The organism is Streptomyces sp. PKA51 (assembly GCF_057552455.1).
This window is the reverse complement of record NZ_BAAJPZ010000007.1, coordinates 223,162-239,828: the sequence shown is the minus strand read 5'-3', so window position 1 is coordinate 239,828 and position 16,667 is coordinate 223,162. Positions and strand designations below refer to the sequence as shown.

The window sequence follows — 16,667 nt, the reverse complement described above, 5'->3', positions numbered from 1 at the left end:
GCGCGGGGAACTGCGCGATCGGCCACCGACGGCCCGCAGTCGAACGCGCCACCCCCAGGCCCGGGCCGCCCGGCAGGCCCTAGAGGCGGCCGGTGGAGAGCATGCGCGGCTGGGCGTCGAGCACCGTCCGCAGGGAGGCGAAGTTCTCCACGCAGCGGCCCGTGCCCACGGCGACGCAGTCCAGCGGGTCGTCGGCGATGAGCACCGGGATGTCCAGCTCTCGGCTCAGGCGCACGTCCAGCCCGCGCAGCAGCGCACCGCCGCCGGTCAGGACGATGCCCCGGTCCATGATGTCGCCGGAGAGCTCCGGCGGCGTCTCGTCGAGGGTCTGGCGCACGGCCATCACGATGGCGTCCACCGGCTCGGTGAGCGCGTGGCGGATCTCGTCGGCCGTCAGTTCCAGTGTCTTGGGCAGGCCGCTGACCTGGTCGCGGCCGCGGATGGTGGTGCGGTCCGAGGGCGCGAGGCCCTGGGTCTCCTCGGAGTCGCCGATCGCGCCGTTCGCGGGGGCCCAGTAGACCGGCGAGGCCGAGCCGATCGTCATCTTGAGCTCCTCGGCGGTGCGTTCACCGATCGCGAGGGCGTACTCCTTCTTGACGTACGACATGATGGCCGCGTCCATCGCGTCGCCCGCCGTGCGCACCGAGCGGGCGGTGACGATGCCGCCCAGCGAGATGACGGCGACCTCGGTGGTGCCGCCGCCGATGTCGACGACCATGCAGCCGGTCGGCTCGCTGACCGGCAGTCCCGCGCCGATCGCCGCCGCCATGGGCTCCTCCACCAGGTGCACCGCCCGGGCCCCGGCCTGGGAGGCGGCCTCGATGACCGCGCGCCGCTCGACGCCGGTGATGCCGGAGGGCACGCACACCACGACCCGCGGCCGCGAGAAGAAGCGGTTGCCCATCACTTTCTTGATGAAGTGCCGCAGCATCCGCTCGGCCACCTCGAAGTCGGCTATGACGCCGTCCCGCAGGGGGCGTATGGCGACGATGTTGGAGGGGGTCCGACCGATGGTCTCCTTGGCTTCCGAGCCGACGGAGAGCACACTGCCGTCTTCGGCGTTGACGGCGACGACCGAGGGCTCGTTGAGCACCACTCCCTTGCCCCGCACATACACCAGCGTGTTCGCGGTGCCGAGGTCGATGCCCATGTCCCTGCCGCTGAACGACTTGCTTTGCGCCATAAGTCGCCAGTATTCCCTATGATCGAACCTTTATATGGCGCTGACGAACGGCTGACGAACAGTTCAGGCAAGACGAAGGGCCCGCACCGCGCCGTGGCGGTACGGGCCCGTTCGGAGCCGGAGGGCAATCAGCGGTTGTCGTGCTGCGACGGGGCGACCGTCACCTCGACGCGCTGGAACTCCTTGAGCTCGCTGTAGCCGGTGGTGGCCATCGCGCGGCGCAGGGCACCGAAGAAGTTCATCGAGCCGTCGGGGGTGTGCGAGGGGCCGAGCAGGATCTCCTCGGTGCTGCCGACCACGCCCAGGTTCATGCGCTTGCCGCGCGGCACGTCCTCGTGGACGGCCTCCATGCCCCAGTGGTGGCCGCGGCCCGGCGCGTCGGTGGCGCGGGCGAGCGGGGAGCCCATCATCACGGCGTCGGCACCGCAGGCAATCGCCTTGGGCAGGTCGCCGGACCAGCCCACGCCGCCGTCGGCGATGACGTGCACGTAGCGGCCGCCGGACTCGTCCATGTAGTCGCGGCGGGCGGCGGCCACGTCCGCGACGGCGGTGGCCATCGGCACCTGGATGCCCAGGACGTTGCGGGTGGTGTGGGCGGCGCCGCCACCGAAGCCGACGAGCACGCCCGCGGCGCCGGTGCGCATCAGGTGCAGGGCGGCGGTGTAGGTGGCGCAGCCGCCGACGATGACCGGGACGTCGAGCTCGTAGATGAACTGCTTGAGGTTCAGCGGCTCGGCGGCGGACGAGACGTGCTCGGCGGAGACGGTCGTGCCGCGGATGACGAAGATGTCCACGCCGGCGTCGACGACGGCCTTGGAGAACTGCGCGGTGCGCTGCGGGGAGAGCGCGGCGGCGGTCACGACGCCGGAGTCGCGGACCTCCTTGATGCGCTGCCCGATCAGCTCCTCCTTGATCGGGGCGGCGTAGATCTCCTGCAGGCGGCGGGTGGCGGTGCGCTCGTCCAGCTCGGCGATCTCGGCCAGCAGCGGCTCGGGGTCCTCGTAGCGGGTCCACAGGCCCTCGAGGTTGAGCACGCCCAGGCCGCCCAGCTCGCCGATGCGGATGGCGGTCTCGGGGGAGACGACCGAGTCCATGGGGGCGGCCATGAACGGCAGCTCGAAGCGGTAGGCGTCGATCTGCCAGGCGATCGAGACCTCCTTCGGGTCGCGGGTACGGCGACTGGGGACGACGGCGATGTCGTCGAACGCGTACGCCCGGCGCCCGCGCTTGCCGCGCCCGATCTCGATCTCAGTCACGTCTGTGGCCTTTCCAATTGCTCTGGCGCTCCGTCTGCCGCATCCAGTATCCCCGAAGCGGCGGAGCCCGCGGCCTGGCGGTCGCGGGCTCCTGCGGCACTGTAGGAAGCTACGGCACTACTACCGGCGGGAGTAGTTCGGCGCCTCGACGGTCATCTGGATGTCGTGCGGGTGGCTCTCCTTCAGGCCCGCGGACGTGATCCGCACGAAGCGGCCCTTGTCCTTGAGCTCGGGCACGGTGGCGGAGCCGACGTAGCCCATGGAGGCGCGCAGGCCGCCGACGAGCTGGTGGGCCACCGAGGCCAGCGGGCCGCGGTAGGGCACCTGGCCCTCGATGCCCTCGGGCACCAGCTTGTCCTCGGAGAGGACGTTGTCCTGGAAGTAGCGGTCCTTGGAGTACGACCGGGCCTGGCCGCGGGACTGCATCGCGCCCAGCGAGCCCATGCCGCGGTACGACTTGAACTGCTTGCCGTTGATGAAGACCATCTCGCCCGGCGACTCCTCGCAGCCGGCCAGCAGCGAGCCCAGCATCACGGCGTCGGCACCGGCGGCGATCGCCTTGGCGATGTCGCCGGAGTACTGCAGGCCGCCGTCGCCGATGAGCGGCACGCCGGCCGCGTGGCAGGCCTGGGCGGCCTCGTAGATCGCGGTGACCTGCGGGACGCCGATGCCGGCGACGACGCGGGTGGTGCAGATCGAGCCGGGGCCGACGCCGACCTTGACGCCGTCCGCACCGGCGTCGATGAGCGCCCGGGCGCCGTCGCGGGTGGCGACGTTGCCGCCGACGACGTCGACGTTGATGTTGGACTTGACCTTGGCGATCATGTCGAGGATGCCGCGGCTGTGGCCGTGGGCGCTGTCCACGACGAGGAAGTCCACGCCGGCCTCGACCAGCGCCTGGGCGCGCTCGTACGCCTCGTCGCCCACGCCCACCGCGGCGCCGACGATCAGGCGGCCGCCCGCGTCCTTGGCGGCGTTCGGGTACTTCTCGGCCTTGACGAAGTCCTTGACCGTGATCAGGCCCTTGAGCACGCCGTTGTCGTCGACCAGCGGCAGCTTCTCGATCTTGTGGCGGCGCAGCAGCTCGATGGCGTCCTCGCCGGAGATGCCGACCTTGCCGGTGACCAGCGGCATCGGCGTCATGACCTCGCGCACGGCGCGGGCGCGGTCGGTCTCGAAGGCCATGTCGCGGTTGGTGACGATGCCCAGCAGCTTGCCGGCCTCGTCGGTCACCGGGACGCCGCTGATGCGGAAGCGGGCGCACAGGGCGTCGGCCTCGGCGAGCGTGGCGTCCGGGCGGACGGTGATCGGGTCGGAGACCATGCCGGACTCCGAGCGCTTGACCAGGTCGACCTGGTTGGCCTGGTCCTCGATGGAGAGGTTGCGGTGCAGGACGCCCACGCCGCCCTGGCGGGCCATGGCGATGGCCATGCGGGCCTCGGTGACCTTGTCCATGGCGGCGGACATCAGCGGGATGTTGACCCGCACGTTGCGCGAGACCCGGGAGGAGGTGTCCACGGTGTTCGGCAGGACCTCTGAGGCGCCCGGCAGCAGCAGGACGTCGTCGTATGTCAGACCGAGCATCGCGAATTTCCCGGGCAGTCCGTCGACGTTGTCAGTCATGACACCTTCCCAAATGGTCTTGCCCCAGCGAGGACTCCCATGCTAACGGCCGTCGCAGGGTGTCCCATTCCACGAGGAGTGAGGCCCGCATCACTTGGAGCTTCGTACAGGATGCCGTACGAAGACACCGCGTGATGCGGGCGGCTCACTGTTCGGCGAGCGCCCGCAGCCTGCTCAGCGCCCGGTGCTGGGCGACGCGCACGGCACCGGGCGACATGCCCAGCATCTGTCCCGTCTCCTCGGCCGTCAGCCCCACGGCGACGCGCAGCAGCACGAGCTCCCGCTGGTTCTCCGGGAGGTTGGCGAGCAGTTTCTTGGCCCACTCGGCATCGCTGCTGAGCAGGGCCCTCTCCTCCGGGCCGAGCGAGTCGTCCGGCTGCTCCGGCATCTCGTCGGAGGGCACGGCCGTGCTGCCCGGGTGGCGCATCGCGGCGCGCTGCAGGTCGGCGACCTTGTGGGCGGCGATGGCCACCACGAACGCCTCGAAGGGGCGGCCCGTGTCGCGGTAGCGCGGCAGGGCGCACAGCACCGCGAGGCAGACCTCCTGGGCCAGGTCGTCGACGAAGTGCCGGGCGTCGCCCGGCAGGCGGGAGAGCCGCGTGCGGCAGTAGCGCAGCGCGAGCGGGTGCACCAGGGCGAGCAGGTCGTGCGTGGCCCGCCGGTCGCCCTCGGCTGCGCGGGCGACGAGCGCGCCAATGGCTGTCGTGTCGTCGTCGCGCATCGGTCCATGGTGCCGTGAAGCCGGATTCTCCGTGGCACCGCATCCATAGTTGTGCACCGAAGCGTTATGAGCGGGTGCGCCGGCGGTCATCTCCCGCACCTTCCCATCACGCCTGCCCGAGCCGTCCCCGAGGAACTCCATACCTCAAGGATGCGGCAGCGCGCGGGAAACGTGCAGCGGGCCGGGTGGCCGGGGCCTCGGGGGCGGAGCGCACGGCGCCCCGCCCCGCCCGCTCGCCCACCGGAACGGTCCGGCTCACGCCTACCGGACCAGTCCCCAGCGGAAGCCGAGCGCCACGGCGTGCGCACGGTCCGAGGCACCCAGCTTCTTGAACAGACGCCGGGCGTGGGTCTTGACGGTGTCCTCCGAGAGGAACAGCTCGCGGCCGATCTCGGCGTTGGAGCGGCCGTGGCTCATGCCCTCCAGCACCTGGATCTCGCGCGCGGTGAGGGTGGGCGCGGCGCCCATCTCGGCGGAGCGCAGCCGGCGCGGGGCCAGCCGCCAGGTGGGGTCGGCGAGCGCCTGGGTCACGGTGGCCCGCAGCTCGGCGCGCGAGGCGTCCTTGTGCAGGTAGCCGCGGGCGCCGGCGGCGACCGCGAGCGCGACGCCGTCGAGGTCCTCGGCGACCGTGAGCATGATGATCCGGGCGCCGGGGTCGGCGGACAGCAGCCGGCGCACGGTCTCCACACCGCCGAGCCCGGGCATGCGTACGTCCATGAGAATGAGGTCCGAGCGATCGGCGCCCCAGCGGCGGAGGACTTCCTCGCCGTTGGCCGCCGTCGTCACGCGCTCGACGCCGGGCACGGTCGCCACCGCGCGCCGGAGCGCTTCACGGGCAAGCGGGGAGTCGTCGCAGACGAGGACGGATGTCATGGCCGCCCTCCGCAGCTGATGCGCGTCACCTTGAGCCTCCAGAGGCTGGTATTGGTCGTCACCTTGTGCGGTCGACGGCGCCGGGCCCTGCCACCCGCCCGGCTGCTTCATGCGTCAACCGCCTCCGCCCTCTCAACGACGGTCACCCGAAAGAGTTACGGGCTCGGTCGGCCGTGTTCGGCACTCTACGTGAGGGCGCGGACACGGAGCAGGGCGCACGGGGGGCGCCCTGCTCACGGGCCAAGCTATGCCCCATTTGCCCGGTCGGACCTGTTTTTCTTCCCATTTGCCAGCGTCTGTGGCTAGATTCGCAATGAGTCATATTTTCATCTGCTCACACGGCAGATGGAGAGGCAGGTACCTGCACGGTTCGCTGCGGATCGCTTCGGCGGATTCGACGATCGCTTCGAGGGGACAAGCCATGGCAGATTTCTCCCGCCTCCCCGGCCCCAACGCCGACCTGTGGGACTGGCAGCTCCTGGCGGCCTGCCGAGGAGTGGACAGCTCGCTCTTCTTCCATCCCGAAGGCGAGCGGGGAGCAGCCCGCAGCGCCCGGGAGAACTCCGCCAAGGAGGTCTGTATGCGCTGTCCGGTACGCGCCGAGTGCGCGGCGCACGCGCTGGCGGTCCGGGAGCCCTACGGCGTGTGGGGCGGCCTGACGGAGGACGAGCGCGAGGAGCTCATGGGGCGCGCACGGCACCGCCCCATCAACGCGAGCGGCGCGGGCGCGGGCGCGATGACCGCCTGAGCGCCCCCTCCGAGCGCCCCCGCACATACCCGTCGCGGCACGCGGCCCGGCGCGCCCGGCCCGGCGTACGGCCCGGCGCCCAGCCCGGCGCACGGCCCGGCGCCCACCTCGGCGTAGGACTCAGCGCCCCGCCGCGGCCACCAGACGGTCGAGCATGGCCCCGACCGCCGGCACCCGCGCGAGGTCCGGCAGCGTCAGGGCGACGATCTCGCGGTGCACGACGGGCTCGACCGGCACCGTGCGAATGCCCTTGGGCCGGACCGACTCCAGGGCCAGCTCCGGCATGACCGCCACGCCCAGGCCGGCGCCCACCAGCCCGAAGACCGCCGGGTAGTCGTCCGTCGCGAAGTCGATGCGCGGCGTGAAGCCCGACTCCTCGCAGACCTCCACCAGGTGCCGGCGGCACCGCGGGCAGCCGGCGATCCACGGCTCGCGCTCCAGCTCCTGCATCCCGATGCGCTCCGCGCCCGCCAGGCGGTGCCCCTCGGGCACCACGCCGATGAGGCGGTCGCTGAGCAGGGGCCGTACGACGAGGTCGTCCCACTCGGCACCGGCCGCCGGGTCGGCCCCGGGCACCTGGGGGTAGCGGAAGGCCAGCGCGATCTCGCAGTCGCCCTCCCGGAGCATCTGCACCGAGCGCGGCGGCTCCGCCTCGACCAGGGAGACGCGGGTGCCCGGGTGGGCGGCGCGCATCTCCGCGAGCGCGGTGGGCACGAGCGTGGAACTGCCGCTGGGGAAGGACACCAGGCGCACCCGGCCGGCCCGCAGCCCCGCGATCGCCGCGATCTCCTCCTCGGCCGCGGTCAGCCCGGCCAGGATGCCGGAGGCGTGGCGCACCAGGGCCTGGCCGGCCTCGGTCAGGCGCATCTCCCGGCCGGTGCGGATCAGCAGCGCGGTGCCGGCCGACTGCTCCAGGGCCTTCATCTGCTGGCTGACGGCGGGCTGGGTGCAGCCGAGCTCACGGGCGGCGGCGGAGAAGGAACCGGTGGTGGCCACCGCACGCAGCACCCTCAGGTGACGAGCCTCGATCATATTTCGAGCATAAGGCCACCTTGGATCAGGTGGGAAATATCCGTTCGACGCTTTGAGCCGCACCCCCTAGGCTTCGGCCATGTACGTGATCTCCGTGAACATCGGCCGGAACGGCACGCACGACCGCCCCGGCCACGAGGGCGCCTTCACCCCCGGCCTGCCCAGCGGCATCGACAAGCGGCCCATCGACGGGCCCGTGGCCGTCGCCGCGCCCGGCCCGCGGGGCGTCGGCGGCAGCGGCCTCGCCGGGGACGCGATCGCCGACCTGCGCTACCACGGCGGCGACCACCAGGCGGTGTACGCCTTCGCCCGCGAGGACCTCGACGGCTGGGAGCGCGAGCTCGGCCGCCCGCTGCCGGCGGGCTCGTTCGGGGAGAACCTGACGACCCGGGGGCTGGACGTCAACGGAGCGCGCATCGGAGAGCGTTGGCGCATAGGTACGGATCTGCTGCTGGAGGTCTCCGCCCCGCGCATCCCCTGCCGGAAGTTCGCCGACTGGTTGAACGAGGCGGGCTGGGTGCGCCGGTTCACCCGGCAGGCCGCGCCGGGGGCGTACCTGCGCGTCCTGGTGCCCGGCACGGTACGGGCGGGCGACCCCGTGACCGTCGAGCACCGCCCCGACCACCAGGTGACGATCGCGTACGCCTTCCGCGCCCTGACCACGGAGCGGTCCCTGCTGCCCGGCCTGCCGGCGGCCGGCGAGGCACTGCCCCCGCACCTGCGCGAGAAGGCGCTGGCGTACGGCCCGGCACCGGTGCCGGCTTCCGCGCCCGCGGAAACAAGGGAAACAATGGCGCGAATGTGACGCACGGGTCGTCAGGCGGCCGCCGCGGGGCGCCCGGAGGGGCGACGGCGCCCCCGGGCGGGCAGCCGGGAGGGCGGCGCGAGCACTAACGTTCCTGTATGACGACTGCACTGATCACGGGAGCCACCGCCGGCATCGGCGCGGCCTTCGCACGCCGGCTGGCGGCCGACGGACACAACCTGGTCATCGTGGCCCGCGACGAGAAGCGGCTGGGCGAGCAGGCGACCGAGCTGCACGACCGCCACCGCGTCGAGGTGGAGGTGCTCCGCGCCGACCTGTCGCAGGACGCGGGCATCGAGGCGGTCGAGGCACGGCTGTCCGACCGCAAGAACCCGGTGGACCTGCTGGTCAACAACGCCGGCTTCGGCAACAAGGGCCGCTACCTCGAAGTGCCCATGGCCGACGAGCTGACGATGCTGAAGGTGCACTGCGAGGCGGTGCTGCGCCTGACCTCGGCCGCCACGGCGAGCATGCGCGAGCGCCGGCGCGGTGGCGTGATCAACGTGGCCTCGGTGGCGGCCTTCGTGCCGCGCGGCACGTACGGGGCGAGCAAGGCGTGGGTCGTGCAGTTCACCCAGGGTGCCGCGCGCGACCTGGCCGGCAGCGGGGTGCGGCTGATGGCGCTGTGCCCCGGGTTCGTACGGACGGAGTTCCACCAGCGGGCCGGCATGGGCACGGAGAACATCCCCGGCTGGCTCTGGCTGGACGCCGACAAACTGGTGGACGCGGCGCTGAAGGACCTGGCGCGCGGCAAGGCGCTGTCCATTCCCGACCCGCGGTACAAGGCGCTGACCGGGCTGCTGAAGCTGGCCCCGCGCCGGGCCGTCTCGCGCGCCGGCTCCACGACGGGCCGCCGCTACGGGCCGAACTGACCCCGGCGCCGCCGCTCCGCTCCTCCCGGGTGATCCGCCAGGGCTAACCTGGACATATCACCCGGGACCGGGGAGGCGTGCCATGACTTTCGTGCAAGTAGTCGACTGCAGGACCCGTCACTTCGACAAGATGAACCGGCTGATGGACGACTGGATCGCGCTCACCGAGGGAAAGCGCACCGCCACCCACTCCGTCGTCGGCCGGGACCACTCCGACAGGGATCACTACATCGAGATCATCGAGTTCCCCTCGTTCGAGAAGGCGATGGAGAACTCGAACCTCCCGGAGACCGACCGGGTCTTCCAGGAGATCGTCTCCCTCTGCGAGGGCCTGCCGTCCTTCACCGACCTCGACGTCGTCCGCGACGAGCAGCTGGGCAAGTCGACCGTGCGGCGGTTCTTCGAGGAGGTGGCGGTCGGCGGCGACCTCGCACTCGTGGACGAGCTCTTCGCCGACGGCTACCGCGACCACGACATCGGCAGGGCCGAGCCGATCGTGGGCCACGAGGCGATGAAGCAGAACGTCACCGACTGGCGCGACGCCTTCGACTTCCGCTTCGACCTGCACGACGAGCTGGCCGAGGGCGACCGGGTCGCCGTCCGCTGGACCTGGCACGGCAGCCACCAGGGCGACTTCATGGGCCTGCAGCCCACCGGCCAGGAGGTGCGGATGACCGGCAGCACCGTCTTCCGGCTGGAGGACGGCAAGATCGCCGAGGGCTGGTGGACCTACGACCTGCTGGGCCTGCTGCGGCAGCTGGGCGGGGTGAACCTCCAGCGCCACGTACCGGCCGAGGGCTGAGACGTACCGGCCGGGGGCCGGGAAACGCGGCCGGGGCCCGGCCTCCCGAGGGGAGGCCGGGCCCCGGCGCGAGCGGATCCGATCCGCAGGGATCAGTGGGCGTGGCCGTGACCGTGGCCGGCCTCCGCCTTCTCCTCTTCCTTCTTCTCGACGACCAGGGTCTCGGTCGTCAGCAGCAGGGAGGCGATGGAGGCGGCGTTCTCCAGGGCGGAGCGGGTGACCTTGACCGGGTCGATGACGCCGGCCTTCACCAGGTCGCCGTACTCGCCGGTCGCGGCGTTGAAGCCGTGGCCCTTCTCCAGCTCGGCCACCTTCGAGGTGATGACGTAGCCCTCGAGGCCGGCGTTCTCGGCGATCCAGCGCAGCGGCTCGACGACGGCGCGGCGGACGACGGCGACACCGGTGGCCTCGTCGCCCTCCTTGCCCAGGCCGTCCTCCAGCACCTTGGCGGCGTGGACCAGGGCGGAGCCACCACCGGAGACGATGCCCTCCTCGACCGCGGCGCGGGTCGCGGAGATGGCGTCCTCCAGACGGTGCTTCTTCTCCTTGAGCTCGACCTCGGTGGCCGCGCCCACGCGGATGACGCAGACGCCGCCGGCCAGCTTGGCCAGGCGCTCCTGCAGCTTCTCGCGGTCCCAGTCGGAGTCGGTGGTCTCGATCTCGGCCTTGATCTGGGCCACGCGACCGGCGACGTCCTCGCTGTTGCCGCCGCCGTCGACGATGGTGGTGTCGTCCTTGGTGACGGTCACGCGGCGGGCCGTGCCGAGCACGTCCAGACCGGCCTGGTCGAGCTTGAGGCCGACCTCCTCGGCGATGACCGTGGCACCGGTGAGGGTGGCCATGTCGCCCAGCATCGCCTTGCGGCGGTCGCCGAAGCCGGGGGCCTTGACCGCGACGGCGTTGAACGTGCCGCGGATCTTGTTGACGACCAGCGTGGACAGGGCCTCGCCCTCGACGTCCTCGGCGATGATCAGCAGCGGCTTGGAGCCACCACCCTGGATGATCTTCTCCAGCAGCGGGAGCAGGTCCTGGATGGAGGAGATCTTGCCCTGGTGGATGAGGATGTACGGGTCCTCGAGGACGGCCTCCATGCGCTCCTGGTCGGTGACCATGTAGGGCGACAGGTAGCCCTTGTCGAACGCCATACCCTCGGTGAAGTCGAGCTCCAGGCCGAAGGTGTTGGACTCCTCGACGGTGATGACACCGTCCTTGCCGACCTTGTCCATCGCCTCGGCGATGAGCTCGCCGACCTGCTTGTCCTGGGCGGACAGCGCGGCGACGGCGGCGATGTCGGACTTCTCGTCGATCGGGCGCGCGGTGGCCAGCAGGTCGTCCGAGACGGCCTTGACCGCGGCGTCGATGCCCTTCTTCAGGGAGGCCGGGGAGGCGCCGGCGGCGACGTTGCGCAGGCCCTCGCGGACCAGCGCCTGGGCCAGCACGGTGGCGGTGGTGGTGCCGTCGCCCGCGATGTCGTTGGTCTTGGTCGCCACCTCCTTGACCAGCTGGGCGCCCAGGTTCTCGTAGGCGTCCTCGAGCTCGACCTCACGGGCGATGGTGACGCCGTCGTTGGTGATGGTCGGGGCGCCGAACTTCTTGTCGATGACGACGTTGCGGCCCTTGGGGCCGATCGTCACCTTCACGGTGTCGGCGAGCTTGTTGACGCCGCGCTCGAGCGCGCGACGCGCGTCCTCGTCGAACTTCAGGGTCTTGGCCATGGGTTACGTATCCTCGCGATCTCTCAACGAACTGCGCCCCGGGCGCCCGGCTGAATGGGCGCGGGAGCCAGGGGCGCAGACGTGTTGCCGGTGAATTACTTCTCGATGATCGCGAGCACGTCGCGAGCCGAGAGGACGAGGTACTCGTCGCCGTTGTACTTCACCTCGGTGCCGCCGTACTTGCTGTACAGAACGACGTCGCCGACCTTCACGTCGAGCGGGAGGCGCTCGCCGTTCTCGAAGCGGCCCGGGCCCACGGCCAGGACGGCGCCCTCCTGGGGCTTCTCCTTGGCGGTGTCCGGAATGACCAGGCCGGAGGCCGTGGTCTGCTCGGCGTCGAGCGGCTGGACCACGATGCGGTCCTCGAGCGGCTTGATGGCAACCTTGGAGCTGGCGGTCGTCACGATCCGACCTCCCCCTTCGGAGATCTCACGGGGTTAACTGTCTGAGGTGGCGACCAGGTCGATCCGTCGTCGCGGGTGCCGGACCTGCCCGTCGCTGCGTTTGGCACTCACCGGGGGAGAGTGCCAACGGAGCCGAGACTATGACGCGGTTAGCACTCGGTCAAGCGGAGTGCCAATTCACACCCGCGGCGAGCCGCACGCGCAGGCGACGACGGGGGCCGCCCGAGGCCCTACCCACCGGGGCGCGGGCGCACTCCTCGTACGTCCCTCGGGGACCGCGCCTCAGACGTAGTCCTCCAGGCGGCCCACCGTGTAGCCCTGGCGCTCGATGCTGCGCAGCATGTTCGTGACCATCTGCGTCATCGTCGTCCCCTTGAGCTCCTGCGGCCCCCGGAAGTGCGCCAGCACGATGTCGCCCGGGCGCAGGCCGTCCCCCTCCGCGTAGCGCATGTCGTTGATCTGCATCGTGGCCTCCCACAGGACGACCGCCCGCACCCCGCACGCCCCCGCCGCCGCGAGCGTGGCGTCGTTGTAGTTGCCGTACGGCGGCCGGAACAGCGCGGGTCGCTCGCCGAATCGTTTCTGCAGCGTCTCCTGCTGCCTGCAGATCTCCTTCTTCTGCGCCTCCGCCGACAGCGTGCGCAGGTTCGGGTGGTCGATCGTGTGGTTGTCCACGCCGTTGCGCACGCCCCCGCCCGGCGCGTCGCGCAGCTGCTCGAAATAGCCGTAGCCCTGACCCGTGTGGGCGACGCTGTCCGTCAGGAACATCGTGAACGGCAGCTTCAGGTCCTTGGCCATCTTCACGAACTGCGGGTCCTTCTCGGCCCCGTCGTCGAAGGTCAGGAAGACGACCTTGTCCTGCGTGGGGACGCGCCGCACGATCTTCGGCGCGTCCCCGTCCCTCATCCCGTCCGTGATCTTCTTCGCGGGCGGCGCCGGGGGCGCGGCCGGCGGCCGGTCCAGCCCCCAGCGGCGGTACGCGGCGGCGTCGGGCGCCGGCTCGCCCTTCCCCGGGTGCGGCGTCCCGGCGACGGCCGAGGGAGCCGAGGAGGGGGAGGAGGGGGAGCCCGACGAATGCGCCGCACTCCCCGACCCCGCCGAGGAACACCCGGCTATCAGCATCAAAGCGGCGGAACCAGCGGCGGCGGCAGCGGCGGCAGCACGTCGGCGGCCGGAAAAGAAGGGGCTCACGCTGACGATTCTTGTCCACGAGTTCGATCACTGCGAGCGGGGCGTCCCCGGGCACCGGCCCCCGCCGCTCCCGCGGCCGCGATCAGGCGCGCGACCTGCACAGAGCGCCGGGGTACGTTGGAGCACGTGCCCGCACCGAACGCCGAGACCAACCCCGAGACGACCCCCGAGGCCGACGCCTTCGCCGCCCTCCTCACCGACGAGGGCCGCCGTCTGCTGGACGACCTGCGGGACTACGACCCCGCCCGGGAGCTCGCCACCGCCACCCGGCTGCGCCGCGAGCACCCCGCCGAGCTGGTCTCCGCCGCCCTCGGACAGGCGCGTCTGCGGCAGCGGGCGGTCGCAAAGTTCGGCGCGGCCGACGCGCACCGCATGTTCTTCACGCCCAACGGCGTCGAACAGGCCACCCGCGCCTCCGTCGCCGCCCACCGCGCCCGCCGCTTCGCCGCCCTCGGCGTACGCCGCCTCGCCGACCTGTGCTGCGGCAACGGCGGAGACGCCATCGCCCTGGCCCGCGCCGGCATCGCCGTCCTGGCCGTCGACCGCGACCCGCTCACGGCCGCGGTCGCCCGCGCCAACGCCGAGGCGCTCGGCCTCGCCGACCTCATCGAGGTCCGCTGCGCCGACGTCACCGACGTCGACACCTCCGGCTACGACGCCGTCTTCGTCGACCCCGCCCGCCGCGGCGGCCGCGGCCGCATCTTCGACCCGGAGGCGTACTCCCCGCCCCTGTCCTGGGCGATCGACGCCGCCCGCAGCGCCCCGCACGCCGCCCTGAAGATCGCTCCCGGCGTCCCCCACGAGGCCGTCCCGGACGATGCCGAGGCCGAGTGGATCTCCGACGGCGGCGACGTCAAGGAGGCCGTCCTGTGGTTCGGCACCGAGCCCGGCACCCGGCGCGCCACCCTCCTGCCCGCCGGCGCCCACCTCACCGGCGCGGGCCTTCCCGACCCCGCCGTGCGCCCCGTGGGCCGCTACCTCTACGAACCCGACGGCGCCGTCATCCGCGCCCACCTCGTCGCGGACGTGGCGGCAGCGCTGTCCGACGACGCCGGCCTGATCGACGGCACCATCGCCTACGTCACCAGCGACGAACTGCGCCCGACGCCGTACGCCACGGCGTACGAGATCACGGACGTCCTGCCCTTCAACCTCAAGAAGCTCAAGGCCCTCGTCCGCGAACGCGGCATCGGCGTCGCCGTCATCAAGAAGCGCGGCTCCGCCGTCGAGCCCGAGGAACTCCGCAGGAAGCTCAAGCTCGACGGCCCCCACTCCTGCGTCATCATCCTCACCCGCGCCGCGGGGGCACCGGTGATGCTGCTGGGACAGCCGGCGGCCTGACGGCCGTGTGTGGCGCCATGTGGCGCCACGTGATGCCGTCGACATCCTGCGCGCCAAGGGGTGAGCGCGCCCCCTGCCGCTTCGGCCTGCGAAACGGTCAGCCGCGACCGGCGATGGCCCGCTCCACCAGGCCGCGCAGGACGCCCTGCTCCTCCGCGGAGAGGCCGGACAACGGGGAGTCCACGGCGAGGAGTTCGAGGAGGCGTGCGCGCAGTGCAGTGCCTTCGGCGGTGAGGACGAGGTGCTTCGCGCGGCGGTCGACGGGGTGCGGGTGGCGCTCGACCAGCTTCTGCTTCTCCAGCTTGTCGACGACGAAGGTGGTGTTGGAGGGCTCGCAGCACATGCGCTCGGCGAGCTCGCGCATGGTCATCGGCCCGCTCATCTCCCGCAGCGCGGTCGCCTGGGGCGCGGTGAGGCCGAGGACGGCGGCGCGCTCGCGTACGTGGTCCCCGAGCCGTTGGGCCAGCCCGTTCACCAGAGAGCACAGCTGCCGCTCGGCCATCGCCCGCGACTCCGGTGAGGTCGTCATACCGCCAGCCTACCAACTGCATCAAGCGCACATATTTACAGCTTGAATGATTCGAGCTTGATGCTTATCGTGATCAACGTCGCCGCAGGGACCCGACGAAGGAGAAACATGGCTGACGTGACCGTGGCTCAGGACGAACGACTGCGCCGCCCCGCCGGAATCCGCTCGATCCGGCTGGGCGACACGAAGGTGTCGTACATCCCGGACGGCGACGTACGGCTCCGGCCCCTGGAACTGCTCCAGGACACCACCGACGAGGTGTGGGCCGCGCACCCCGAGTACCTGGACGCCGACGGCCGCCTCGTCGGCAGCGTCGGCGCCCTGCTCGTCGAGCACGACGACCGCGCCCTGCTGATCGACACCGGCTTCGGCCCCCGGACGCTCACGGCCCCCGACGGCCCGCTCGACACGATCCACGGCGGCGCGCTCCCGCAGAACCTGGCCGCGCTCGGCCGCGCCCCCGAGGACATCGAGGCGGTGGCCTTCACCCACCTCCACGCCGACCACCTGGGCTGGGCCTGCGAGCCCACGTTCGCCCACGCCGACTACCTGATCTCCGAGCAGGAGTGGGCCGGGCGCGACGCCCTGGCGGCCCAGGGCATGGCCGAGCAGGTCGCGGCCCTCGCCCCGCACGTCCGCACGATCACCGACAGGCAGGAGATCTTCCCCGGCGTCCAGGTGCGGGTCGCTCCCGGCCACACCGTCGGGCACGCCGAGTACGTCATCACCGGGGGCGGCCGGCGACTGATCGCCTTCGGCGACGCCATGCACACCCCGATCCAGGTCGACCACCCCGGCTGGTCCGTGGCCTTCGACCACGACACCACCCGCACCGCCGACCACCGCCACCGCCTCGTCGCCGAACTGGCGGAGCCCGGCACGATCGGCTTCGGCGTCCACTTCGCCGACGTGGTCTTCGGCCACGTCCGGCAGGACGGCACCGGCCCGGCCTGGCGCCCGGTGGACGCCTGACCCGGGCGATCCGGGTGATCCCGATGGTCCGGGCAGTCCGGGCAGTCCGGGCAGTCTTGGCGCTACGCGGCCGGCGCCCCGGCGGGGCGCCCGGTCACCGCCGGGAGGGCGAGAAGGACCAGCAGCCCGAAGGCGACGGCCGCGGACAGCGTGCGGGCGTCGTTGAACAGCTCCCAACGCCGCAGGACGTCCGCGTACCCGGCCGGGGGCGCGGTCGCGGCCCACTGCTTGATACGGCCGTTGATGGGGACGTTCCCGAACCGCGTGATCAGGAACGACGCGACCACCAGGGCTCCCGCCACGCCGGCGAGGACGCGGCCCCGGCCGCGTTCCACGACGGCCAGGGCGAGGGTGCTCAGGGCCGAGACGGCCATTGCGCCCTGCATGGTGATGCCGTTCTTCGCCATGAGGGCCGTGTGGAAATCGAGCCTCATGGCGATCGGCACGACATCGAACGTCGGGACGAGATTGGCGGCGCCGTAGCCGAAGGCGCCCGCCAACAGGCCGGTGGAGAACAGCGAGAGCGCCCGCAGGAGCCGGGTGCGCCGAGCCGTGACCGTCGTCATGGCGCTGGTCGTCATGGCGCTCGTCGTCATGGCG

At 71.9% G+C, this 16,667-nt stretch carries 17 protein-coding genes; 6 read left to right on the top strand and 11 right to left on the bottom strand.

What is annotated here, in order from left to right; translation table 11 throughout:
• Nucleotides 1-79 precede the first annotated feature (79 nt).
• From AC27L3_RS14290 to AC27L3_RS14270, 5 genes are all read right to left on the bottom strand, one after another.
• On the bottom strand, nt 80-1,183 hold the full coding sequence (locus AC27L3_RS14290; protein WP_365965664.1) for a rod shape-determining protein: 1,104 nt from the start codon (nt 1,181-1,183) through the stop codon (nt 80-82).
• Between the two features lie 128 nt (nt 1,184-1,311).
• The gene (locus tag AC27L3_RS14285; RefSeq protein ID WP_344435110.1) at nt 1,312-2,439 is read right to left on the bottom strand and encodes a GuaB3 family IMP dehydrogenase-related protein; all 1,128 of its coding nucleotides are present in this window, start codon (nt 2,437-2,439) and stop codon (nt 1,312-1,314) included.
• Between the two features lie 120 nt (nt 2,440-2,559).
• Nucleotides 2,560-4,062 carry an IMP dehydrogenase gene (gene guaB / locus AC27L3_RS14280; RefSeq protein ID WP_487234373.1) on the bottom strand — a complete coding sequence of 501 codons (1,503 nt, stop codon included), beginning with the start codon at nt 4,060-4,062 and terminating at the stop codon, nt 2,560-2,562.
• Nucleotides 4,063-4,207: 145 nt separating this feature from the next.
• Nucleotides 4,208-4,783 carry a sigma-70 family RNA polymerase sigma factor gene (locus tag AC27L3_RS14275; protein WP_344435112.1) on the bottom strand — a complete coding sequence of 192 codons (576 nt, stop codon included), beginning with the start codon at nt 4,781-4,783 and terminating at the stop codon, nt 4,208-4,210.
• A 261-nt stretch (nt 4,784-5,044) separates the two neighbouring features.
• Nucleotides 5,045-5,656: a response regulator transcription factor gene (locus AC27L3_RS14270; protein WP_003948568.1), complete on the bottom strand. Its 612-nt coding sequence runs from the start codon at nt 5,654-5,656 to the stop codon at nt 5,045-5,047.
• Nucleotides 5,657-6,077: 421 nt separating this feature from the next.
• On the opposite strand from AC27L3_RS14270, the gene AC27L3_RS14265 reads away from it, so the two are divergent.
• On the top strand, nt 6,078-6,404 hold the full coding sequence (locus AC27L3_RS14265; RefSeq protein WP_344435113.1) for a WhiB family transcriptional regulator: 327 nt from the start codon (nt 6,078-6,080) through the stop codon (nt 6,402-6,404).
• 120 nt (nt 6,405-6,524) lie between these two features.
• On the opposite strand, the gene AC27L3_RS14260 is transcribed toward AC27L3_RS14265, so the two are convergent.
• Complete coding sequence (locus AC27L3_RS14260) at nt 6,525-7,436, bottom strand: LysR family transcriptional regulator (RefSeq protein ID WP_487234372.1); 912 nt, start codon at nt 7,434-7,436, stop codon at nt 6,525-6,527.
• Nucleotides 7,437-7,515: 79 nt separating this feature from the next.
• Here AC27L3_RS14260 and AC27L3_RS14255 point away from each other — a divergent pair, with 79 nt between their 5' ends.
• The 3 genes from AC27L3_RS14255 to AC27L3_RS14245 all read left to right on the top strand — a co-directional run bounded on the left by AC27L3_RS14255 (nt 7,516) and on the right by AC27L3_RS14245 (nt 9,915).
• The gene (locus AC27L3_RS14255) at nt 7,516-8,241 is read left to right on the top strand and encodes an MOSC domain-containing protein (RefSeq protein ID WP_487234371.1); all 726 of its coding nucleotides are present in this window, start codon (nt 7,516-7,518) and stop codon (nt 8,239-8,241) included.
• 98 nt (nt 8,242-8,339) lie between these two features.
• Complete coding sequence (locus tag AC27L3_RS14250; RefSeq protein WP_487234370.1) at nt 8,340-9,113, top strand: SDR family NAD(P)-dependent oxidoreductase; 774 nt, start codon at nt 8,340-8,342, stop codon at nt 9,111-9,113.
• Nucleotides 9,114-9,195: 82 nt separating this feature from the next.
• On the top strand, nt 9,196-9,915 hold the full coding sequence (locus tag AC27L3_RS14245) for an ester cyclase (protein WP_487234369.1): 720 nt from the start codon (nt 9,196-9,198) through the stop codon (nt 9,913-9,915).
• Nucleotides 9,916-10,007: 92 nt separating this feature from the next.
• On the opposite strand, the gene groL is transcribed toward AC27L3_RS14245, so the two are convergent.
• The 3 genes from groL to AC27L3_RS14230 form a co-directional block, all read right to left on the bottom strand.
• On the bottom strand, nt 10,008-11,630 hold the full coding sequence (gene groL, locus AC27L3_RS14240; protein ID WP_487234368.1) for a chaperonin GroEL: 1,623 nt from the start codon (nt 11,628-11,630) through the stop codon (nt 10,008-10,010).
• Nucleotides 11,631-11,725: 95 nt separating this feature from the next.
• The gene (gene groES / locus AC27L3_RS14235) at nt 11,726-12,034 is read right to left on the bottom strand and encodes a co-chaperone GroES (protein ID WP_004955293.1); all 309 of its coding nucleotides are present in this window, start codon (nt 12,032-12,034) and stop codon (nt 11,726-11,728) included.
• Nucleotides 12,035-12,316: 282 nt separating this feature from the next.
• Nucleotides 12,317-12,940 carry a polysaccharide deacetylase family protein gene (locus tag AC27L3_RS14230; RefSeq protein WP_487234367.1) on the bottom strand — a complete coding sequence of 208 codons (624 nt, stop codon included), beginning with the start codon at nt 12,938-12,940 and terminating at the stop codon, nt 12,317-12,319.
• A 411-nt stretch (nt 12,941-13,351) separates the two neighbouring features.
• On the opposite strand from AC27L3_RS14230, the gene AC27L3_RS14225 reads away from it, so the two are divergent.
• Nucleotides 13,352-14,566, top strand: a complete 1,215-nt coding sequence (locus tag AC27L3_RS14225) for a class I SAM-dependent methyltransferase (RefSeq protein ID WP_487234366.1) — start codon at nt 13,352-13,354, stop codon at nt 14,564-14,566.
• A gap of 97 nt (nt 14,567-14,663) precedes the next feature.
• Here AC27L3_RS14225 and AC27L3_RS14220 read toward each other — a convergent pair whose 3' ends face one another.
• A complete protein-coding gene (locus AC27L3_RS14220; RefSeq protein ID WP_487234365.1) occupies nt 14,664-15,095 on the bottom strand; it encodes a MarR family winged helix-turn-helix transcriptional regulator in 432 nt (143 codons plus the stop codon).
• A gap of 108 nt (nt 15,096-15,203) precedes the next feature.
• On the opposite strand from AC27L3_RS14220, the gene AC27L3_RS14215 reads away from it, so the two are divergent.
• On the top strand, nt 15,204-16,067 hold the full coding sequence (locus tag AC27L3_RS14215) for an MBL fold metallo-hydrolase (RefSeq protein WP_487234364.1): 864 nt from the start codon (nt 15,204-15,206) through the stop codon (nt 16,065-16,067).
• Nucleotides 16,068-16,129: 62 nt separating this feature from the next.
• Here the strand turns inward: AC27L3_RS14215 and AC27L3_RS14210 are convergent, their stop codons facing one another.
• Nucleotides 16,130-16,663, bottom strand: coding sequence for an anthrone oxygenase family protein (locus tag AC27L3_RS14210; protein ID WP_487234363.1), 534 nt, complete (start codon nt 16,661-16,663; stop codon nt 16,130-16,132).
• Nucleotides 16,664-16,667: the final 4 nt, after the last annotated feature.